This is a genomic window from Tritonibacter mobilis, from assembly GCF_001681715.1.
GTDB classification, from domain to species: domain Bacteria; phylum Pseudomonadota; class Alphaproteobacteria; order Rhodobacterales; family Rhodobacteraceae; genus Epibacterium; species Epibacterium mobile.
The window spans coordinates 26200-44551 of the sequence record NZ_LNWY01000010.1; the positions used below are offsets into that span (position 1 = coordinate 26200).

At 58.3% G+C, this 18352-nt stretch carries 22 protein-coding genes; 19 read left to right on the forward strand and 3 right to left on the reverse strand.

Annotated elements, in window-relative coordinates; genetic code table 11:
* Positions 1–134: 134 nt before the first annotated feature.
* Positions 135–878, forward strand: a complete 744-nt coding sequence (locus UB90_RS22465; RefSeq protein ID WP_110590686.1) for a hypothetical protein — start codon at positions 135–137, stop codon at positions 876–878.
* Between the two features lie 120 nt (positions 879–998).
* Here the strand turns inward: UB90_RS22465 and UB90_RS10625 are convergent, their stop codons facing one another.
* The 3 genes from UB90_RS10625 to UB90_RS10635 all read right to left on the reverse strand — a co-directional run bounded on the left by UB90_RS10625 (position 999) and on the right by UB90_RS10635 (position 2029).
* Positions 999–1226, reverse strand: coding sequence for a hypothetical protein (locus UB90_RS10625; RefSeq protein ID WP_065331731.1), 228 nt, complete (start codon positions 1224–1226; stop codon positions 999–1001).
* Positions 1227–1395: 169 nt separating this feature from the next.
* Positions 1396–1653, reverse strand: a complete 258-nt coding sequence (locus UB90_RS10630) for a helix-turn-helix domain-containing protein (RefSeq protein ID WP_065331732.1) — start codon at positions 1651–1653, stop codon at positions 1396–1398.
* A gap of 124 nt (positions 1654–1777) precedes the next feature.
* Positions 1778–2029, reverse strand: a complete 252-nt coding sequence (locus UB90_RS10635; RefSeq protein WP_065331733.1) for a hypothetical protein — start codon at positions 2027–2029, stop codon at positions 1778–1780.
* A 210-nt stretch (positions 2030–2239) separates the two neighbouring features.
* Here UB90_RS10635 and UB90_RS10640 point away from each other — a divergent pair, with 210 nt between their 5' ends.
* The 18 genes from UB90_RS10640 to drt3b all read left to right on the forward strand — a co-directional run bounded on the left by UB90_RS10640 (position 2240) and on the right by drt3b (position 18261).
* A complete protein-coding gene (locus UB90_RS10640; protein WP_065331734.1) occupies positions 2240–2608 on the forward strand; it encodes a hypothetical protein in 369 nt (122 codons plus the stop codon).
* Between the two features lie 43 nt (positions 2609–2651).
* On the forward strand, positions 2652–3266 hold the full coding sequence (locus UB90_RS10645) for a lytic transglycosylase domain-containing protein (RefSeq protein ID WP_065331740.1): 615 nt from the start codon (positions 2652–2654) through the stop codon (positions 3264–3266).
* Positions 3263–3556 (forward strand): TrbC/VirB2 family protein, encoded by a 294-nt coding sequence (locus tag UB90_RS10650; RefSeq protein WP_012187323.1) that lies wholly within the window; start codon positions 3263–3265, stop codon positions 3554–3556. Before UB90_RS10645 ends, UB90_RS10650 begins: the two co-directional genes overlap by 4 nt.
* Complete coding sequence (locus tag UB90_RS10655) at positions 3549–3827, forward strand: VirB3 family type IV secretion system protein (RefSeq protein ID WP_065331735.1); 279 nt, start codon at positions 3549–3551, stop codon at positions 3825–3827. The genes UB90_RS10650 and UB90_RS10655 overlap by 8 nt, the downstream gene beginning before the upstream one ends.
* Positions 3817–6192, forward strand: a complete 2376-nt coding sequence (locus tag UB90_RS10660) for a VirB4 family type IV secretion/conjugal transfer ATPase (RefSeq protein ID WP_065331942.1) — start codon at positions 3817–3819, stop codon at positions 6190–6192. The genes UB90_RS10655 and UB90_RS10660 overlap by 11 nt, the downstream gene beginning before the upstream one ends.
* On the forward strand, positions 6189–6356 hold the full coding sequence (locus UB90_RS22930; RefSeq protein WP_165610559.1) for a hypothetical protein: 168 nt from the start codon (positions 6189–6191) through the stop codon (positions 6354–6356). Before UB90_RS10660 ends, UB90_RS22930 begins: the two co-directional genes overlap by 4 nt.
* A complete protein-coding gene (locus UB90_RS10665; RefSeq protein ID WP_207517348.1) occupies positions 6346–7500 on the forward strand; it encodes a lytic transglycosylase domain-containing protein in 1155 nt (384 codons plus the stop codon). The genes UB90_RS22930 and UB90_RS10665 overlap by 11 nt, the downstream gene beginning before the upstream one ends.
* The gene (locus UB90_RS10670) at positions 7500–8309 is read left to right on the forward strand and encodes a type IV secretion system protein (RefSeq protein ID WP_065331963.1); all 810 of its coding nucleotides are present in this window, start codon (positions 7500–7502) and stop codon (positions 8307–8309) included. Before UB90_RS10665 ends, UB90_RS10670 begins: the two co-directional genes overlap by 1 nt.
* Before the next feature lie 16 nt (positions 8310–8325).
* Positions 8326–8979 carry a VirB8 family type IV secretion system protein gene (locus UB90_RS10675; RefSeq protein WP_065331944.1) on the forward strand — a complete coding sequence of 218 codons (654 nt, stop codon included), beginning with the start codon at positions 8326–8328 and terminating at the stop codon, positions 8977–8979.
* A 2-nt stretch (positions 8980–8981) separates the two neighbouring features.
* Positions 8982–9677 (forward strand): TrbG/VirB9 family P-type conjugative transfer protein, encoded by a 696-nt coding sequence (locus UB90_RS10680; protein ID WP_065331945.1) that lies wholly within the window; start codon positions 8982–8984, stop codon positions 9675–9677.
* Entirely contained in the window at positions 9674–11053 is a 1380-nt protein-coding gene (locus tag UB90_RS10685; protein WP_065331946.1) for a TraB/TrbI/VirB10 family type IV secretion system protein, read from the forward strand. The genes UB90_RS10680 and UB90_RS10685 overlap by 4 nt, the downstream gene beginning before the upstream one ends.
* A 4-nt stretch (positions 11054–11057) precedes the next feature.
* The gene (locus UB90_RS10690) at positions 11058–12044 is read left to right on the forward strand and encodes an ATPase, T2SS/T4P/T4SS family (protein ID WP_065331947.1); all 987 of its coding nucleotides are present in this window, start codon (positions 11058–11060) and stop codon (positions 12042–12044) included.
* The gene (locus UB90_RS10695; RefSeq protein ID WP_065331948.1) at positions 12041–12229 is read left to right on the forward strand and encodes a hypothetical protein; all 189 of its coding nucleotides are present in this window, start codon (positions 12041–12043) and stop codon (positions 12227–12229) included. The genes UB90_RS10690 and UB90_RS10695 overlap by 4 nt, the downstream gene beginning before the upstream one ends.
* Positions 12226–12630, forward strand: a complete 405-nt coding sequence (locus tag UB90_RS10700) for a hypothetical protein (RefSeq protein WP_065331949.1) — start codon at positions 12226–12228, stop codon at positions 12628–12630. The genes UB90_RS10695 and UB90_RS10700 overlap by 4 nt, the downstream gene beginning before the upstream one ends.
* A 6-nt stretch (positions 12631–12636) precedes the next feature.
* A complete protein-coding gene (locus tag UB90_RS10705; RefSeq protein ID WP_065331950.1) occupies positions 12637–13716 on the forward strand; it encodes a TrbL/VirB6 family protein in 1080 nt (359 codons plus the stop codon).
* 173 nt (positions 13717–13889) lie between these two features.
* Positions 13890–14573, forward strand: a complete 684-nt coding sequence (locus UB90_RS10710; RefSeq protein WP_065331951.1) for a UPF0149 family protein — start codon at positions 13890–13892, stop codon at positions 14571–14573.
* A 204-nt stretch (positions 14574–14777) separates the two neighbouring features.
* Positions 14778–16139, forward strand: coding sequence for an antiviral reverse transcriptase Drt3a (gene drt3a, locus UB90_RS10715; protein WP_065331964.1), 1362 nt, complete (start codon positions 14778–14780; stop codon positions 16137–16139).
* Positions 16129–18261: an antiviral reverse transcriptase Drt3b gene (gene drt3b, locus UB90_RS10720; protein WP_065331952.1), complete on the forward strand. Its 2133-nt coding sequence runs from the start codon at positions 16129–16131 to the stop codon at positions 18259–18261. Before drt3a ends, drt3b begins: the two co-directional genes overlap by 11 nt.
* Positions 18262–18352: the final 91 nt, after the last annotated feature.

Sequence of the window (18352 nt, forward strand, 5' to 3'; positions counted from 1 at the left end):
CCATAATGCGGTGGGAACGTGAGATTGAGGTTACTACTTATACAACATAAACTTCATTATGCGTCTTTATACTTCCTGTTGCGATAGTATATTATCGTATGTATGCTGGACTCCGGTCATGGAGGTTCCTCAGAATGCGCCATTTACTCAAAAAACTCCTCCCCTCGGTCGCAGTCGCTTTGACCGTGACAAGTTCTTCGCTACCTATACCCGCCCGCGCGCAGACATACCCGATCGATTGCGCGATCCTCCTGTGCCTGTCTGGCGGCTGGCCGGCTTCCGTCCCTTGCGCCCGAGCCCGCGCCGAATTCATCCGGCGGATTACGCCCTGGCCGGTGGAACCGCCGCTGCAAATCTGGCGCTGTCCCATGGGCGCGTCCATTGAGGCCGCTCCATCATCAAACAGTGCAAACCGCATCTTTGATGCGTTCTTCCAAAACAACAGCGCTGGACCGCGACAATCCTTTCCAGAGCGCGATTCCATTGACCCAATTGAGGTTGCCTGGCGCGCTTCAGATGCCCGTGACCTTGTTCCCACCGACTGGACCCTCCGGCTCGTTCAAGATCGCGCAGACATCGATATCAGCGGTCCGGAATTCAATTTCGTCCGGTCCATCCGCGTCTTCGATGTACGGTATGCGCGACAGCACGAGTCCGGTCGCGATGGGGACTGTAACCGAAGCGCGACCGTGGTTCTCGGCACTTACGGGACCCAAGGTGACTTCGCCTGGCAAAGGTCTTCCGTCACAGCTCTTCCTTCGGCTCACGTAGGCCTTGAACGCTGGGCTGAGCATTGCCCTGGCATTTATCACCGATCCGTCTTCGTCGATTGGCGTGACTATGAGGGCAACTACGGGTTCGAGCAGGTGAACTACTGACCTGCCGCCACGTAGATTTGTCAGGGAAGACGGCTTCATTGGCGTGCACGACCGCACCGCATACGCGTCGCGGTCCACATGCTGTTTGGCGTTTCGGCAAACACCGCGGGTTCGCTCTGTTCACCCGTCGTCGCTTCTTCTGATCCTCGTCAGCGCGTCGAAGTCGATTTCTTGCTTCTGTTCGTCACTTATATCCGGCCGGATTTCCGACACCGGCTGGGGCCCTTGGACGTCCCACATCACTGCATGCGCGCCTTTAGTCCAGCGATATACCCAACCAACAACACTGCACCCATCGGTCCCGATCAGATTGGCGATCGCGACGCCCTCACCCTTATCATCGTTCACTGTTTACTGTCTTCCTGCACTGCGGCGCTGCGAATTGCGGCGTGGGGTTGCAGAGCGTTCACTACGACCGCGCGCCGGGCTTCGTTGATGTTGGCTACCTGGTCTTCGATGAGGGAATGATCATCTGACCGGGAAAATGGGTTCCCGTCTTCTCAACAATTCATTGGCTTCAAATTCTGTGGTCGGACTCCGTGGCGGCTTCGACGATCGCCAAAACATCGAACGGGTCAAAGCCGATGGCGCGCGCCAGAACGACCAGTTCGACGACGTCGATCCGGCGTTCGCCGCTTTCGAGGCGCGCCACGAGAGATTGATGGCACTTGAGCCTGTCCGCCAAGTCGTCCTGGCCCAAGCCTGCGCTTTTACGCGCGTCGACCAACGCCTGGCAGAGTGCCACCTGCCCTTTGCTTCTGATTGTCTTTGCCACGCGTCACATACCTTTTGTGACGTCGCTAGCGGATGAAATCTGTTATCTAAAAAGTAGATATTTGAGAGTGTTATCGGCGTCTGGTTTCCACGGGCTGCTAGTCTGATGCTCCCGAGGTTGCCCATCAATCCCCTACCAATTGCAGAAATCGGCCATAGTCCTCGCTGACTTCCCGCGCTTCTTCGAAAGCGCGGGCGCGTTCGCTGTCGAGGCAACGGAAATAGCTCTGGATATCCTGGACGTAATTTTCAAAATCGCTGCGGATGATAGCCGCATAGTCCCGCGCGGCCTGCGAATCACTTGGCAGGAAGGGGCGGGGCGGGGCGAAGCAGGATTCCGCCAAAACCGGCCCGGGAACGCAGATCAGAAGGGCCATAGCTTGCAATGAGAGCAGGCATGTCAACCTTGGGTTTCTCAAACCTGTTATCTCCTTGATCGCGGACACTGGCCGAGACTAGTGTTTGCGCAACCAAACTACAGCCAAAGCACGATATTACATCTTGCGGTTGATAATATACTATCGTAACTCTGGGCTTCAAGTGGGAATGCCTGGGGTTGCGCCATTGGAGAAAGCGTGAGCCGGGCCATGAACTGGGACATCGAAGCACCAAATGTGGTTACGGAAGCCAGGTTCCGCGAGCTCGTGGAAAGCGGCTATAGCGCAGAAATCCTGTGCCAGGAGTCGGCACATAAGAAAGGTCCCAGCTATTACGGGGTCTGGATCATGCGTGTGGTCTCTGACGACGGCGTGGAAAAGCTCCTCGTCACCGCTCGCACGCGGACGACCTACAACGATATCAAGATCCGCGAGTTCAAGACGATCTCCGGCGTGGTATCATTCTTCATTGGCCTTGGCTTTGCGCATGTCGATCTGCCGCTTGAGGCGGGGACAAGCCGTACGCATAAACTCGCCCCGCCAGACCAAGCCCCATCAGACAAGGGCACTGGCAACTAACCTCGTCTGTCTCTGGCTGGTCGCCGCGCCAGCCTCAGCGCAAATAGTCCTTGTCATGGAGAGCGACGGCTCTCTGACCCCGTCGCGGTCTCAGAGCGGTTTTGCCCGGAACTACAATGACGGCATCGGTCAGGGTTCGGCCTCCGATGGGATCGCGATCTTCGGCGAGGTAGAGGCCGAGCAAGAGGGCGTCCAAGTCGCGGCCCTTGCCCGCCTGACTCCCCTGCCCCGCGCCGATGTTCTCTCCGGGATTCAGACCACGGCCTTGCGCTATGCCGGCCATCCTGGCCTGCGTCGCGCCGGGCTTTCCGTGACGGATTGGCTGGCTCTCTATAGGGCCAATATCGAGGTTGAGAGCGCCTACCGCCAGGATACGATTTCAAGTGCAGGGGCCATTGGCCTTGGCCAATTGATGCCAGCGACGGCGCGTGATCTGGGCGTCGACCCGCGTGATCCGCTGCAGAACCTCGACGGCTCCGCCCGCTACCTCGCGATCATGCTGGAGACGTTCGGCGATCCACGCCTTGCCCTCGCGGCATACAACGCCGGACCCGATGCGGTCCGCCATTATGGCGGCATTCCCCCCTACCGTGAAACCCAGAACCACGTGGCCCGCGTCATGGCTGTCGTGGCCCGATTGGAAGGATCAAATTCATGAGACAGATTTCAAACCTCTTTGTCGCCTCACTGGCGCTATTCCTGCTCATTGCCGAGCCCGCCCTTGCCCAAAGCATCGATCTCTCCCCGATCCAAAGCTTGTTGCAGGGCATTGTCGATGCTCTAACCGGCCCGCTCGGCGTCGTGATCGCCACACTCGCGGTCCTTGGCGTTTTCTTGAGCTGGTTCTTCAATATCATCGATCTGCGTCAGGCGCTCTGGGTCCTCGTCGGGATCGCTGGTGTTGCGGCCGCCCCCACCATCGTCGCCGCGGTTTTCGCCGGTGGCTGAGCGCTCACCTCTCTTTCTGGGCCTCGTGCGCCCGCCGAAGCTGCTGGGCCTGCCCATCATGTACGCGATGGTCTGGCTTTTCGGCTCGGTGCTCTTGTTCGTCTGGGTCCAGCACATTTCGGTGCTGGGCGTGGCCGCCCTGCTCTACCCGGTTCTCTGGAAGGCCGCGGACTGGGATCCGCGTTTCATCGACGTGATGATGACGGCCCTGCAGGAGACACCGCCCACGCGCAACAGGTCCATCCATGGCGGGGACAGCTATGCCCCGTGATGACGCCCGTGATGCTGCGCTCGATGTCCGCACAATGACGCCAGACTGGTATGCGCGCGAGACCCGGCTTGCGCATATGCTGCCCTATGTGAGCCTCGTCGACGACCAGACCGTGCGGACCCGGGTCAACGAGCTCTTCCGCTGCATCCGGCTCGAAGGGATCAACAGCTACACGACCGACGATGCCTATCTCGACAAGGTGACGGCACTTTTTGCCCGCATCGTCGCGCAGCTCGGGCCGGAATTCAGCTATTACGTCCACAAGGTCTCCAAGGCCATCAAACCTGATCTCGACCCCATCCGTGAGGACAGCTTCGCGGGCGAGGTAGACCGGCGCTGGCGCGCGAAACTCGAGACCAGCGGGCTCCGCGACAAGACCCTGACGCTCACCGTCATTCACCGCCCGCCTCCGAAAAGCCTACTGCCGCACCTCGGCCGCAGCGCGCCGGACCGACTGAAGGAGGAGACCCGCAAACGCCTGCAGCGCCTGGGCGAGGCCGTGAACGTCTTCCTGTCCGGACTCGCAGAGCTTAAGCCGCGCCTCCTGTCAGCCGCATCGGGGGAGTTGGTGGGGTTTCTGGGGGCGCTCAACACGGGCACCGAGCTGCCGCTCTACCCTGCCAATACCTACGGCTTTTTGTCCGTCAACGTCGCCAATACCCGCGTGACGTTTCACGGAGACCATTTCGAGCTCTCGGAAGGCGTGGTGGGGCATCGCTACGGCAAAAGCTTCACCATCGGGGAATACTCCGAAGGCACCTCCTGCACCATGTTCGACATGCTGAACCTGCCGGTCGACATGATCGTCACGCATTCCTTCACGCCGATCAATTCGAACCTCATGGCGGGCCGCATCAAGCGGCAAAAGCGCCAGATGCAGGCCAGCCAGGACGCGGCCCTCTCGCTCCTGGAAGCCCTCGACATCGCCGCCGATGATCTCGAGGCCAAGCGCCAAAGCTTCGGCGAACACCATATGGTCGTGACGCTCTTTTGCGACACGCTCGAAGAGCTGCAGACCCTCAGCGCGGAGATCGTGAATGCCGCCGCGACCGAAGGCGTGAAGATGATCGGCGAGCGGGTCGCCGCCAAGGCGCATTACCTCAGCCAGCACCCCGGCAACCAGCCAAAGCGCGTCCGCGCCAGCGCCATCACCAACCGCAACTTCGCGGATTTTGCGGCCTTCCACCGGACACAGCTCGGCAAACCTGCAGCACTTACCCCATGGGGCCGGGTCGTCACATATTTGCCCACGCCGGAGCAGAGCGCCTACCGGTTTTCCTATCACGAGCAGGGATCGCCCGACAAAGAACCGACCAGCGGGCACACCCTGATCATGGGGCGGCCCGGGTCGGGCAAATCGGTGCTGTCCGCCTTCCTGATGACCCAAGCCCGTCGCGCAGGGGCGCGGATCTTCGTCTTCGATTACCGTCTTGGTATGGAGATGGCGGTCCGCGCCAATGGCGGGCGCTACGCGTCCCTGAACGCCGGTCAGCCCACGGGTCTGAATCCGCTCTGGACCGAGACCGATGCGCGCGGCACAGCATGGCTCTCGGACTGGCTTGCCACCCTGCTCTACCGCGCTGACAAGCCCCTGACCCCGGCGCAGACCAGCCGCATCCAGGAGGTCGTGCGCCAGAATGCCCAGGCCACCAATCCGGCCCTGCGGAACTGGCGGGATTTCGCATCGCTTTTTGTGTCTACGGATGACGGCGGCGATCTGCACCAGCGCCTGCTCGAGTGGTCTGAGGACGGCCGCTACGGCTGGATCTTCGGGCAGAGCCTCGAGGATACCTTCTCGCTCAAGGGCGATGTGGTGGGTTTCGATCTGACCGGTATTCTCGACAGCGAGGCCGACAAGGAACGGATGGCGGTCCTTTCCTATCTCTTCCGCCGGGTCGAGCGCGAGATCGAGGACCGCCGCCCCACCATCATCGTGATCGACGAGGCCTGGAAGGCGCTCGACAACGCATATTTCGCCGAGCGGCTGTCGAACTGGCTGGTGACCGCGCGCAAGCAAAACACTGTCGCGGTGATGATGACGCAATACGCAAGCCAGCTTGAGCGCACCCGGACCGGCAAGACCATCGTCGAAGCCGTTCCGACGCAGATCCTGCTGCCCAATATCCGCGCGCAGCCTGCGGATTACGCAATGCTGAACCTCACGGAGAAGGAGCTCGACGTCCTTCTCAACACGGGCAGCAACAGTCGCCTCGCACTGATCCGCGACGATCAGGGCTCAATCGTCGTCGATGCCGATCTGAGCGCCCTTGGGCCCAATCTCACGATCCTTGGCGGCATGGAAAAGGGCGAAGCGCTTGTCGGCGCCGATTACCGCGACCGCCCAGATTTTTGGAGGCTTTCATGATCCGTATTCTTATCGCTTTGGCTGCGCTCGGCGCGCTGGCCTCCTGCACCCAGTATCGGGAGCCGCAGGCCAATTGCTTTTCCTTTCTCGCCTCGACGGCAGTGACAGCCCAGGATTGCCACTTCGCACCGCTCGGCGCGCCGGAGGGCGACGTTGAAGTCTAGCCTACCTCATATCCTGGCGTTTTGCCTGCTGCCCGGTCTCGCCTTGTCTCAAGGTGTGCCGACCAATGACAGTGGGCTGACCGCGCGTGACATCGTCGAGACCGGCGATCGCGAGGCCGACTTGGCCGTTCAGGTGGACAAGCTTGCCGTGCGCGAACTCATTGCCGAGATCGAACGGGAGCAGCTGGAAACCCTCCGACGCATCCTCGATGCCCAGACCAGCTTCGGCGGTCAGGGCCTGCCCGCCATGGTCTCGGGGCTGGAAAGCGGCAGCGGCGATCCCGACCGCGCCGTGGAAGCCGTCTATGGCACGGGCGAGATCGACCCCAATCCCGGCGGTGCGCAGATGTTCGGGGATGCGTCTGAGAACATCGAGCAGCTCATCATCCGGGTCGCCCAGGAGACCAGCGGCTTTGCGGGTGTTGGCCGCGCAGGGCTCTCCCCCGTCCAATGGCGCGCGCTGCTGCAAGCGCTGATCTGGCAGGAAAGCCGTTTCACCATCGGTGCACGCTCTCCCGTCGGCGCCTATGGTCTCACCCAGATCATGCCGGGCACGGCCAGCGATCTCGGCATCAACCCGGAATACTATGACAGCCCCTACCTGCAGGTACATGGCGGCGCGCGCTATCTCGCGACCCAGCTCAACACATTCGATGGCAACATCATCAACGCCCTCGCGGCCTATAACGCCGGATCCGGCCGGGTCTTCGAGTATGGCGGGGTCCCACCCTTCCGCGAGACCCAGCACTACGTCCAGGTTATCCCGGAGCGCTACAATCTCTATCTGAGCCGTATCGGCGGGATCGATGCGCTTGGCACGATCGATCCGGCGCTTCTCGCCAATGCCAACCTCTCGCTCACGGGTCATGGGGCGGCCTTTTATGGCAGCAACTCACCAGCCACGATCAGGCAAGCCGCTTTGCGTATTGCGGATATCGTCGAACGGATTTCCGAGACCGAGGATGTGCAGGAGAGCGTTGCGCTCAACACTTATGCCCGCGCCGAACTCGTGCGTCTCGTGGCCGCCCGCATCCGGCTTCAGGCGGCACGCACCCGCGTCCTTTCTGCCGAGGAGCTGGCCCAGGCCAGCGCCCGCATGGCCGAAGGCGCGTTCATGGATTTTACGATCAGGGAGATTGAATGATGGGACATCTGCTCTTGAGGACAGCTTTGGCCACGACACTTGGCGTTGGCTTGCAGTTCAGCGCCCTACCCCCTGCCGCAGCACAAGGTGTACCCGTCGTCGACACCCAGAATATCGCGCAAAACATCCAGCAGCTCCGGCAGATGATCGAAGACGAGATCCTGCAGAACGAGCAGCTGACGCAGCTCCGCGAACAGCTCGGCCTTCTCACGGACCAACTCGCGGAGCTGCAACGAACCTACGAGGCCCTCACCCGCCTTGCCGAGCTTCCAGAAATCATCCGGACGGAAATGGAAGATGAATTGAACGGTCTGCTCGACCAGGAGTTCGGGGACATCCTCGCCACGATTGAGGCGATCAAGACTGGGGATTTCTCGGGCCTCTCGGGCTCCGGCGCGGGGGAGATCGAAACCCAGATGGACCGGGTGCTGGCCGATCTCGGCTTCGATGAAGACACGCTCTCGGAAATGGCCACCAGCGGCAATCCCGGGGCCAACCGTGTGGCCACGCAGGCAACAACCGGCGCGCTCGTCTCAGCCGCCGCCCAGAACAGCTATGAAGACGCGGGCCAATCGCTGGAACGAGTCGACCGGCTGGTCGGTCTCATCGACGACATGGATGAACTGAAGGAAAGCGTCGATCTCAACACGCGCATCACAGCAGAACTGGCAATCGCGCTTGTCGCCATGTGGCAGCTCGAAGCCGTGCAGACCGTGGGTGACGGCACCGGCGGTGTGATCGATGCCGCCACCATCGCCGAGGAGCAGCGGTTTATGGACTTCACGCTGCCAGAGTTGCGGGCAGACTGATCAAGGGTTGTGACAGATGGCGAGTGAACAAGAAATCATCGAAGAAGAACTGGTCTACGGTGCCTTGCGCCGCGAACGGCTCTGGCAACGCCTTGGCCTGATCGGCCTGGTCTTCGGTGTCATCGGCTGTCTGAGCGCCGCGGCTGTCTCGATCCTCGATGTCGACCCGCCCCCCGTCGTTGTCCCCTATGATCCCGAGACGGGCTTTGCGCTTCCAGAGGCCTCGGTGGGCGCGACGTCTGTCACGGCCAACCAGGCGATCATCGAGGCGGAGGTGTTCCGCTATGTGACCGACCGGGAGGTCTATAACCAGCTCGACAACGATCTGCGCATCCGCAACGTCCTGCGCCGCTCCGACGGAACTGCCGAGAGCGGACTGCGCCAGATCTGGAACAGCGCCAATGAGAACTACCCGCCGACAGTTTATGGCCCCAATGCCCGGCTTGATGTGGAAATCCTCAGCATCAACCGGATCGGTACGAACCGCGCCACCGTCCGCCTGCGCAAGCGCCTGACCTCCATCAATGGCGTCCAAACCGGGCTCTTCACCGCGACCCTTCTCTTCGAGTTCCGTCCCGAGACCCGCCGGTCCATCGACGAGGTCTGGACCAACCCCTTCGGCTTCACCGTGCGCGAATATTCCATCCGCTCCGACAGATTGGAGAACTGAATTTGTTCCCTGCTCGACTTTTGATATTGCTGATTGCCCTGTTGCCCGGCCTTGCTTTCGCCGAAGCCATCCCGCGTGGCGGGCCCAATGACAATCGGGTGCGGCTGGCAACATATCAAGAAGGTCAGGTCTACCGCCTCAGCGTGTCGCTCACCCATGTGACCACGGTCGAGTTCGGGGAAGGCGAGAGCATCCGCTCGATCATTGCGGGCGACACGGAAGGCTTCGAGATCGACGGCGTGCCCGGCGGTCAGGCCTTCGCGATCAAGCCGGTGGCGCGCGGGGTGCATACCAATGTGACCGTCTACACGAACAAGCGCAGTTATTACTTCAACGTCGAGGAGACCCGCAGTCCGACCTTTTACGTGGTCCAGTTCCGCTATCCGGACGACAATGCACGGCCCACACGTGCCATCGCGGCCCAAGCGCCGAACTATAATTACGGTGCAAGCGCGCGGACCGAGTTCACGCCAACGCGCATCTGGGATGACGGGACGTTCACGTATTTCGCCTTTCCAAGAAACGGGCCTGTGCCCGCGATCTTCCGCTACGCGGGCGGCCGCGAGCGCACGGTCAACACGCAAACTCCTGAAGACGGCGTGATCCGCGTCAGCGGCGTAAACCGCCAATGGGTCCTGCGACTTGGCGAAGAGGTGGTCTGCATCGAGGCGATCCCGCCCACGGAGGCCGCCTCATGAGCGATACCGAGAATACCGAGCTGGAAAAGCGCCTCGCCGCCCTTGAGAAAGGCAGTGCCCGCGCGCCCATAGCGGCGCAGCGCCGGTCGCCCCTTCTCGCGCTGGTCGTGGTCCTCGTCATCGGCGCGGGTGGTGCCCTGCTTTATCTCCTCTCACAGCCCGAAGAAGAGGAAGCCTTGCCGACGGCCACTCCGGACGTCTTCCAAAACGAAGGGGATGGCTTTGGCGCTATCGAGACCTTGCCCCCGCCCGAGCCCGAGGTTGTGTTTGTCGGACCGGATCCAGTCGAGCCCAACGCGGAGCTTTTGGCACAGGTCACCGCCTTGCAGGCCCAGATCGAGGAATTGCGCAACGCTCCCGAACCTGTCGTCGAGGAAGACACCGCCGCCGCAGAGGCGATCGACGCGCTGACCACTCAGATCGCTGCGCTCCAAGCCGCCTCGGAAGCCGCACAGCAACGACTCCAGGACGAACTGACGGCGCGGGATCGCAGCCTTGAGCAACTCCGCATGGACCTCGAACTCGCACAGCTCGAAGCCAACCGCCCCCTTCCGGCACCCATCGGGCCCACCGAGGACGAGTTGCGGGCGCGGGAAGAAGAACGGCTGCGCCGCGAAGAGGAAGCAAGGCGACTCGCGGAACTTGAACGCCGCGCGGCCGAGGAACGCGCGTTTCAGGAGCGCCGCATCACCTCGCCCACCATCGCCTTTGGCGGCTCCTCGGGCGCCAATGAGACGGCACTGACCGAGCGCACCTTTGGCGAGGTGACGGATTTCGTGCTGAACGGGGCGCTGCCCTCGACGGTGACGCAGGCCGAGGTGATCGCCAATCCCTCCAACACGATTCTACAGGGCACCATGATCCAGGCCGTCATGGAAACCGCCCTCGACAGCTCCCTGCCCGGCCAGACCCGTGCCGTGGTGTCCGAGGATGTTTACAGCGTTGATGGCGCGCGCCTCTTGATCCCGCGCGGATCCCGTCTCGTCGGGCGCTACCGCGCCGGCGTCGATATCGCGCAGCGCCGCGTCACGATCGCCTGGGATCGGATTATCCTGCCCGACAACGAGACCGTCCAGATCAGCTCGTTCGGGGGCGATGAACTGGGCCGTTCCGGTGTCACAGGTTTCGTGGACACGCGCTTTGCCGAGCGTTTCGGGTCGGCAGCCCTGATCTCGCTGATTTCCGCCGCACCAAGTGCCGCCGCATCCGAGGTCCAGGATGAGACTGCCGCAGACGTTCTCGAAGACGTGGGCGATGATCTGGCAGATGCGACGGACAGCGTCATCGGCGATTACCTCTCCATCGGCCCCGTCATCTATGTCGACCAGGGCGCCCGCGTCACGGTCATGGTCGACCGCGATCTGGAGATATTCTGAGCCCATGTCGCTGAGCTATCTCGAAACCTCGCTCGACCGGATCGACGCCGCCGCTCGCGACGATGTCATCGAGATCTGCATCAACCCTGATGGCACCTGCTGGGGCGAATTCCAGGGCGATCACTTCATGCGCGCGCTGGATCAAAGGCTGACGGGCGTTCAGGTCAGGGACCTCGGCAACCAGATCGCCTCCTCTGCCAATACCACGATGAGCAAGGACCGCCCCATCGTCTCGGTCTCGATCACCTACAAGGGCCGCCCGATCCGGGCTCAGGTCATCACGCCACCCGCCGTGCTCTCTGCCATGTCGATCAGCCTGCGGTTCTTCTCAAGCCTGCCACTCGAGGGCATTGCGCTCGATTTCCTCTACGGAAAGGAGCGAAAGCTCGAAGACCTGCGCGTGGAAAAGAAGCGCGCCTTGCGCGCCGTCGTGGCCGCGGGCGTGATCGATGATGCGCTGGCATTTTGCGTCGAGAACAAGCTCAACATGATCGTCTCGGGCGGCACCTCCACCGGCAAGACCGTGGCCGCGCGCAAGATCCTCGCCCATGTGCCGGTCGAGGAACGCATCGTCACCATCGAAGAAGCCGCCGAGCTTCTGCCGACCCAGCCCAATGCCGTGACCCTCATCGCCAATCGCGACGCAGAATTCCAGACCGCCGATGTGCTTCTAACCGCCACGCTGCGCATGCGCCCCGACCGGATCATCCTCGGCGAGGTGCGCGGCAAGGAGGCCATGACCTTTCTGGAAGCCATCAACACCGGACACGGCGGGTCCATGACCACGCTGCATGCCGAAACCCCGCAACTCGCCGTACAGCGGCTCGCGATCGCCGCGCTCAAAACCGAGATCCCGATGACCTATGCCGACATGATCCAGTACATCGAGAATTCCATCGATGTGATCATCCAGGTCGGTCGCCATGACGGCAAACGCGGCATCACCGAATTCTACCTTCCCGGCGCAACCGAGATTGGAACTTCTCCATGAAGACCTTTGAATACGACATCCTGTTTTTCCAGGTGAAGAAGCAAAAGGACTACGACGCGATGCGAAGCGCCTTGAATGAGCGCGGCGCGGAGGGGTGGGAAGTCATTACAGCTGAAGCCGGTGACTACGGCTATATCACGTTCTTGAAGCGTGAATCTTTGGCGACGAACGTGGCTTCAGAATGATGCGGGTCATTGCGACGGCAGGCCTGCTGGTTGTTCTTGGCGCAACCGCTGGCGTCGCTGAACGGAACCTGATCCCAACGCTCGATAACCAGCCAGATGTCTGTCCCGACCAGCCTCCAGAGCCACAGTGGATGCAAGACATCGATGTACGCGAGTCCCACAAACGGCTGCTGATTCAGCAAATCTATCGTGCGCAGAGCCTGCAACGCATCGTTGAAGCCCAAAGCTGTGAATGTCCGACGCGGTATCCGTCTTGGGACTCAGCTGAAGGCATCTTCGTCAAGCATTTCGCCGCATCTGAATACTGGGACATCGTGGAAGCGACCTCAGAATACCGACGGCAGGCAAATGAGCTTCGGCGCGAAGCCATGCCAATCTGCGAAGCTGCTGGAAACTGGTAGGGTTCCATGAGCGTCGTCACCTACTTCGTGGAAACGGCTGAGGGCTATCTCAATACCGCTGCCGAGACGCAATTTGGCGCGGTCGCCGCAACAGTCGGAACGATGCTCGTACTCGGCACCACACTGGTTGTCATTCTGGTTTTCATCAACGCGATCTACCAATACCGCGCCATGGACGGGCGCACGGCCTTTTGGCTCGCCGTGAAGATCGGACTGATAGGCGCATTTGCAACCAACTGGGTGCAGTTCAACATCCTTGCTGCGGCGATCCTGAATGGGATCGACAGCATTGCCGGATCGCTCGTGGCCTCAGTCGGCGGCGGATCACCCGGCCCATCCGGCACCTTTGCAGAGGAGTTCGATGACCTGATCGCGGCGCTCGGAGAGTATTTGAATGCTGCGGGCTCTGAACTGAATTGGATGGCCGGAGCCCTGTTGGACACCCTTGGGGTTTTGTTACTCTCGATCCTCGGCGGCTTAGCCGCGTTCATCGTGGTCGCGTCGCGGCTCATGATCGCTCTTCTGATCGGGATTGCGCCGGTCATGATCTTCCTGACACTGTTTGAAGTGACCAAGGATTATTTCGCGCGCTGGCTTTCGGCGCTGATTTCCTTTGCGATGTACCCGATTGTCGTTGCCGGTGTGTTCGCAACGATCACGGGTGTCTCGCGCGCCCTACTTGCCGAGCTGGGCGACCCGGAAGGCGCCTCCAACATCGGCGCGCTCATCCCGTTCTTCATGATGGTGCTGATGGCAAAGGGGTTCATCATAGCAACGCCCTTCCTGGTTCGAGCAATTTCTGGAAACATCATGGTGCCGGCACTCTCGGCCGGCTTCGGCGGTAGCTATGCCTTTGCCCGAGGGCTCGCAGGCAGCCAACAAGTCTACAACCGGTACGCCATCGGAGGTGCGACTGGCGCGGAGTATGCAGCTCTGCGCGCGCGACAATTCTTTGGTGTGCAAGCGTTGCCAAGCCGACCCAATACTGCGGGAGGGCCTACGGCAGCTCCTCCCGGCGACGGGACCGGGACTGGCGCTCGGATGCTTGCGCAGCTTTCAAGGTTGGGTCGTCTAGGAAGACGGTGACGGCCCTTTGCAGACGTTGGCGCGACGATCTGATGCTACGTCGCGGCTTCACCACTGCGGACATTCGGGGTGCCTGCAGCAATCTTCCTGTCCGAGCTTGAAGCAGGCTTCGCGCGGATTGCGGGTTGGCGTCGCGCAGAGTAAAAAATTCCGAGCAACACCGGGAGGTATTTATGGACCAGTCCGATCAGGAACTCGAGCGTCTCAGCGCGCGGTTGCATGCGCTGCCCATCGAGAACATGCCCATGACGCTCAGTGAACTTGATGGCTACGTAGTCGGTGTTCTTGCCTGCCCGGATATGATCCCGCCCTCGGAATGGATGTCCCATGTCTGGGGAGAGACAGGTGAGGCAAATTTTCCCGATCAGAAAACCGCCGAAGCCACGGTCGGTGCGGTCATGGCTCACTACAACTCGGTTGCGGAGGCGATGACCCGCTCACCTTGGATCGAACCCATCTACGAGGTTGACCCCAACAGTGATGAGGTGATGTGGGAGCCTTGGATCGATGGCTTCACTCGCGCTATGGGGCTAAGACCGGATGCTTGGGATCGACTGCTCGCTCAGGCCGACGAAGAGACGCGGACGACGATGATCTTCTTGATGGCGCTTCAGGAAATATACACTGGCCACAGCAAGTTCACGGATGAGGAGATCGACGAAATCGACCTTGAAGCACCCAATCTGATCCCAAACTGCGTTGCGACGATACTCTATCAGTCTCGTCCCGAGCTTTCCCGCATGGAGCCCGCAAATCGTTCCGAGATGCCGTTCAACGCCGGTCCCCGGCCCGGGCGGAACGACCCATGCTCCTGTGGGTCGGGCCGCAAATACAAGCAATGTTGCGGTCGGAACTGACCGATCGCCCAAGTCTCTCACGGCCCATACCTGCCGTTCAACTTCGGTGGATCGAATGGCCGCTGTCAATTTTCAACAGTGTTCTGGCTCAGCCTTTATCTTGAAGTCCGAACTTGTTGGCAAACTGTCGCGATACTTGGTTGCAATTTGCACACTTTTGAAGTGTGATTGCCGTATTCGCCACTCATTTGGGCCATTGACTACGTGTTTGATCAATCGTTCTCACCTAAGAACCTAAGAAGAATTACGGAAATCGAAAATCGGCGAGGTTCGAACAAAAGCCTCGAATTCTTTCCTTCCGTTCTAGTTGCCACCGAAGAGCTAAAAGATTGCATTAGGGCGACCAAACACTTCAGAGCCACTCACAAACACAAGTATTCGGTAGCTGACCAAGCGATTTTTGACGCACTCAAAGAAGATCGTGAAAATGCTAGGAAAGCAAGGGATCAAGAGTTGCTTTCATGTTTAGCGAAAGTCTCGGATGAAATATCAAAGAAGAGCTTTAGGATTAGCATACGCAGGGTGGGAGGCCCCAGTGGAAAGCCTGTCTATGTCGTTCCTGAAACACCCGTAGATGCCTATGCGCAGAGCTACTATGCGATCAAACAAATCGCCAACAACATCTCCAGAATCTACAAGGTAAGGCAAGCGAATAGAAATCAAATTGTAACGCAACTGAGCGACTGTTTGAGTGACGGATTTCCGTACCACGTGGTCAAACTGGACGTGCAAGAGTTCTACGAGTCGGTTGACCACTCTGTTTTGCTCACCAAGCTGAAGTCTGATCAACTCCTAAGCGCAACGACAATGCGTCTGATCGAACGCCTTCTTTGGGACTATGCCGAGGTTGCAGGAACACCTGGACGGGGATTGCCACGTGGCGTAGGCCTTAGCGCCATCCTGTCAGAACTATACATGCGGGATTTTGATGACCGCATATCGACACTCGAAGAAGTCGCTTTCTGTGCGCGCTATGTTGACGACATCATCGTACTTTTCGCCCCAACGAAAGGTTCCACAACTGACGACTACCGAAAGGCTGTTGTCGAAGAACTTAGGCGCAAGAGGTTGGTCGTTAACGCCAGCAAATCTACACAAGCTCCTCCGGCTACTGAGCTGACGTACTTAGGCTACAAGTTCCGAAACGTGCGGAGCACTTCGTGTACGGTTCTGATGAGTGACGCAAAGTTTCAGAAATACAAGAAAAGGCTCGACGCGTGTTTCACGAGATACAATCGACAACGGGCGACGAAATCTAAGAAGGCATACAGGTTGCTCGTCAAACGTGTGCAGTACCTCACCGGAAACACGCAGCTAACGCATAGCAAACAAAATGCCTTTGTGGGCATCTACTTCAGCAATCCACACCTGACAGACTTGTCACAACTTGAGAGACTAGACGATGCGCTCGCTACCCATATTCGCAAGCAAACACACAGTGCAAATCTAAGAGCCAAGCTTCAACAGTACTCATTTCAAAAAGGCTACTCTGAAAGAATATTCCGCCGGTTTCATCGGCAAGATGAATTTGAAGAGATAACAAAGGCTTGGAAGTATGGTCAATAAGCGCTCAATCCCGGCAAACTATAGCTACCACAGGCCCATACTCTCTGACGTTCATCCATTCGAAGTTCCACCGACTTTCAGCAACGGAGGGTTCTTCGACTTTGTTACTAGGTATGATGTGAGGCTAGAGCAAAATGGTCGAAAGACTTTCGTTGTATGGGAGTGCCCAAATGATCGATTGGACCAAGTCATCCATTTATTGTTCAAAACCTGCCGAAAGCACCCAGTGGCTTCGCCACCTTCGGGAAACGCTCGAAACTTCATTGAGAACCCTACGCAGAGCAATATAGTCCGAGACGGGAAAACAAAACATATTAGAAAATGGAAGCTTTCGGACTATGCTATGCGCACGAAGCCTTATGGCTTTGATATCGCGCACAAGGAACGCGAGTTTCGTAGGCTATCCGTAATTCACCCAAGAAATCAGATAGCTGTTGCACATTTTTATCACTTGAACAGTGCCAGTATACTTTACCATGCTGGGCTAAGTGACCTTTCAATTAGGCATCCCGCGTCGGTAGCAAAAACAGTGAAATTTTCTGATCGTTTGTTCCAGGAACGCCAATCAAGAACCACCGACTCTGTTGAGCAAAGCTCAAAGGAATATGAAAACCTCGGTTCGTTTTTCTCCTACAGAAGCTACAGCAATATTTTCAAGTTTTTCGAGCACTACAAGTATCATAACGCTGAGAAAAAGTTCGATCTTTTGCTTCGATTAGACATATCAAAATGCTTCGATAGCATCTACACACATTCGCTGCCTTGGAGCACTTTGGGAACTGCCGCAGCTAAAGACTATATGGAGAAATCCAAAAAAACATTTGGCGGCAGATTTGATCGGCTCATGCAGGAAATGAACCAAGGTGAGACCAACGGCATCGTTATTGGCCCGGAGTTCTCACGGATCTTTGCTGAGATCATTTTGCAGTACGCTGACAGGAGCTTTCAGCAATCGATGGGCGACGTCTATGGCTACAGGCACCGGGTGGACTATCAGGCTTTCCGGTACGTGGATGATTATTTCATATTTTGTACATCTCAAGTTGACCTGGGTCATGTTGAGAGACAGCTTGGGATCGCACTGAAAGAGCTGAAGCTAAGTGTCAACGCATCGAAATCAGCTGTCATACAAAAGCCGATTATCACAAAGCTCACGATTGCGAAGAACCGTGTTCGTGTTGTGCTCGGAGAGTGCATCGAAATCTATGAAAACGAAGTCGAGTACCCGAGTGGTACTGGGACGTTGGTGAAGAAATACACTCCGAGAGTTCGATCCAACAACCTGATAGTAGGTTTCAAGAGCATCCTTGATGAGACCGGCGTAGAGTACAAGGATATCTTAAACTACTCGTTTGCGGCACTAGAGAGAAACACCTCCACAATTTTCCGGAAAAACGAACAAACACTAGTGCCTCTGAGAGATGACCGAAAACTGACTCAAGCCCTCATTGGAATATTGGAGTTTTCGTTTTTCATTTACGCTGCCGACCCAAGAGTGAATATTTCGATACGCCTTGCCCGTTTGATTTCCATAATGGTCGATCAGATGAACGAATCTGGTATTGGACGAGATTTTAAACACCAAGTCTTCAAGTACATTTTTGACAATGTCGCGCGGCAGCTTCGGCGAACCTCTACGAAAGGGCAGCCTAACATTGAGGTGATGTACTTAATTTTGGCGTTACGAAAACTTGGGAGGGAGTATCTCGTTTCTGAAGAAGCGCTGGCTGGATACTTCGGAATGGACAACAGCGGTCAAGGCAAAAATTACAAGGCAAGCTCTGAGACTGACTACTTCGCCGTCACTGTTGGTTTGAGCTATGCGACAGGAAAACGGAGGTATTCGAGGTTTCGTCAAGCTTTGGAAGAGGCGCTTGTAACCAGAGTCAAGAGCCGAGCAGCCTATGTTCACAACGAGTCGGAACCCTTGATGGCCTATCTTGATATCGCGTGCTGTCCCTTCGTTTCGGCTCGAACCAAGTATCGCCTCGCGCGGGTTTATGGGCATTCCGTCACAGATTTCCGCGCCATCAAATCTGCTTCGCCATTTTGGTTCACGGATTGGAAGGGTTTTGACTTGTCCATCGCGCTGGACAAGAAACGCACGCGAGAAGTATACTGAAGGCAGAGCTTCGCCTAAACTAAATTGCTCAAGCTTTCGGGCTATGCGGGCACACACACAAGCTCCAAGACCAGGCGGCCTATAAACGGCA

What these genes read in the sequence shown, in the direction of transcription:
- UB90_RS22465 (WP_110590686.1), top strand. Translation starts at nt 135, where the DNA reads ATGCGCCATTTACTCAAAAAACTCCTCCCCTCGGTCGCAGTCGCTTTG.
- UB90_RS10635 (WP_065331733.1), bottom strand. Translation starts at nt 2,029, where the DNA reads ATGGCCCTTCTGATCTGCGTTCCCGGGCCGGTTTTGGCGGAATCCTGC.
- UB90_RS10640 (WP_065331734.1), top strand. Translation starts at nt 2,240, where the DNA reads ATGAACTGGGACATCGAAGCACCAAATGTGGTTACGGAAGCCAGGTTC.
- UB90_RS10650 (WP_012187323.1), top strand. Translation starts at nt 3,263, where the DNA reads ATGAGACAGATTTCAAACCTCTTTGTCGCCTCACTGGCGCTATTCCTG.
- UB90_RS10660 (WP_065331942.1), top strand. Translation starts at nt 3,817, where the DNA reads ATGCCCCGTGATGACGCCCGTGATGCTGCGCTCGATGTCCGCACAATG.
- UB90_RS22930 (WP_165610559.1), top strand. Translation starts at nt 6,189, where the DNA reads ATGATCCGTATTCTTATCGCTTTGGCTGCGCTCGGCGCGCTGGCCTCC.
- UB90_RS10670 (WP_065331963.1), top strand. Translation starts at nt 7,500, where the DNA reads ATGGGACATCTGCTCTTGAGGACAGCTTTGGCCACGACACTTGGCGTT.
- UB90_RS10675 (WP_065331944.1), top strand. Translation starts at nt 8,326, where the DNA reads ATGGCGAGTGAACAAGAAATCATCGAAGAAGAACTGGTCTACGGTGCC.
- UB90_RS10685 (WP_065331946.1), top strand. Translation starts at nt 9,674, where the DNA reads ATGAGCGATACCGAGAATACCGAGCTGGAAAAGCGCCTCGCCGCCCTT.
- UB90_RS10690 (WP_065331947.1), top strand. Translation starts at nt 11,058, where the DNA reads ATGTCGCTGAGCTATCTCGAAACCTCGCTCGACCGGATCGACGCCGCC.
- UB90_RS10695 (WP_065331948.1), top strand. Translation starts at nt 12,041, where the DNA reads ATGAAGACCTTTGAATACGACATCCTGTTTTTCCAGGTGAAGAAGCAA.
- UB90_RS10700 (WP_065331949.1), top strand. Translation starts at nt 12,226, where the DNA reads ATGATGCGGGTCATTGCGACGGCAGGCCTGCTGGTTGTTCTTGGCGCA.
- UB90_RS10705 (WP_065331950.1), top strand. Translation starts at nt 12,637, where the DNA reads ATGAGCGTCGTCACCTACTTCGTGGAAACGGCTGAGGGCTATCTCAAT.
- UB90_RS10710 (WP_065331951.1), top strand. Translation starts at nt 13,890, where the DNA reads ATGGACCAGTCCGATCAGGAACTCGAGCGTCTCAGCGCGCGGTTGCAT.
- drt3b (WP_065331952.1), top strand. Translation starts at nt 16,129, where the DNA reads ATGGTCAATAAGCGCTCAATCCCGGCAAACTATAGCTACCACAGGCCC.